The sequence below is a fragment of the Pseudoalteromonas shioyasakiensis genome, from assembly GCF_022398475.1.
Lineage (GTDB): Bacteria > Pseudomonadota > Gammaproteobacteria > Enterobacterales > Alteromonadaceae > Pseudoalteromonas.
Genome location: NZ_JAKEVM010000276.1, coordinates 1 through 1,416 on the forward strand (window position 1 = coordinate 1; position 1,416 = coordinate 1,416).

The following is a 1,416-nucleotide window of genomic DNA, read 5'->3' on the forward strand; positions in this document are numbered from 1 at the left end:
GGCCTACACCTTATACTTATTATTCATATTAATAACGCAGTTGATTCGCTATGTTAACGGTTGATTTAAGAGGCTATAAGTGCCCTCAACAATTTATTCAGTTTAAATTAGGGTTGAATAAGGCAACATCAATTAAACAACCCGTGACTTTTACATTTAATGCTGCTGAGGCAACGGACGATATGCAGCGATTTTTAGAAAAACATCATTACCATTTTAAAATTGACCTAGAATTAGGTGTACTAACTGTGGAGCCCATTCGTGTTTGAGTATGTAAAAGCCTGGTACGAAAATAAATTTTCAGATCCCCATTCAGTAACCTTGTTGTTACTGCTTATTGCAACCTTTGCATTTTTCTACTTTTTTGGTTCGTTAATCGTGCCTGTTTTGGTTGCCTTGGTGATTGCCTATTTACTTGATTGGCCTGTTGCTCACTTAGAAAAGCTGGGTTTAAAGAGGTTTACCGCAACGATTCTTGTTATGTTGATATTCAGTGGCTTGATGATCATGATTATTGTCGGCATGGGGCCCGTGCTTTGGCAGCAAACCAGCAATCTAGTTCAAGAAACCCCTTACATGATTGAAAAAGGTAAAGCCCTGCTTTTACATCTTCCTGAAGATTACCCAAGTTTGATTACTGAAGATCAGGTTAAATCAATTGTTACCAGTGTAGAGACCAAAGCGATTGAGTTTGGTCAGTTGGTGCTATCGGTGTCATTAACTTCGATTAAAGATGTGGCAGCTTGGCTGATTTATCTGATCTTAGTGCCGCTCCTGGTGTTCTTTATGCTTAAAGATAAATTGGAACTCACACAAAGTGCTGAGCGTTTATTGCCTAAGCAACGCCGCTTGATCATTCAAGTATGGCAAGAAATGAATCAGCAAATCATGAATTATATTCGGGGTAAGGTATTTGAGATTTTAATTGTTGGTACTGCATCTTTTATCGCTTTTGCAGTGCTTGACCTTCGCTATGCGGCTTTACTCGGCGTGTTAGTAGGCTTGTCGGTGCTTATTCCATTTGTTGGGGCGGCATTGGTGACCATTCCAGTCGCTGCGGTGGCGTTATTTCAATTTGGTTTAGAAACACAATTTTGGACCATTTTAATCATTTATGGCGTGATCCAAGCTCTTGATGGCAATGTGTTAGTGCCGTTACTGTTCTCTGAAGCGGTCGATTTAAACCCAGTGTTTATTATCGTTGCAGTACTGTTTTTTGGCGGTTTGTGGGGCTTTTGGGGGGTGTTCTTTGCAATACCGCTGGCTTCATTAGTAAAAGCGCTTATAAATGCCTGGTCTTCTAAGCAGGTTGAGCTAATAGAAAGTTAGCTTAGTCTTAAAAAGTATAGAAAGCGCACTTTACTGACTAATTGATTATTATAATTTAGCCGTGAAAAATGTAAAATAGGTTATAAG

2 protein-coding genes are annotated in these 1,416 nt (G+C 39.3%); both read left to right on the plus strand.

The window, feature by feature from the left end; all coding sequences use genetic code 11:
- Positions 1–50 precede the first annotated feature (50 nt).
- The gene (locus L1D51_RS21435) at positions 51–269 is read left to right on the plus strand and encodes a sulfurtransferase TusA family protein (protein ID WP_054563605.1); all 219 of its coding nucleotides are present in this window, start codon (positions 51–53) and stop codon (positions 267–269) included.
- Positions 262–1,329: an AI-2E family transporter gene (locus tag L1D51_RS21440; protein ID WP_054563606.1), complete on the plus strand. Its 1,068-nt coding sequence runs from the start codon at positions 262–264 to the stop codon at positions 1,327–1,329. The genes L1D51_RS21435 and L1D51_RS21440 overlap by 8 nt, the downstream gene beginning before the upstream one ends.
- Positions 1,330–1,416 lie beyond the last annotated feature (87 nt).

Excerpts from the sequence above, each read along its gene's own strand:
- L1D51_RS21435 (WP_054563605.1), top strand. The coding sequence starts at position 51 with ATGTTAACGGTTGATTTAAGAGGCTATAAGTGCCCTCAACAATTTATT.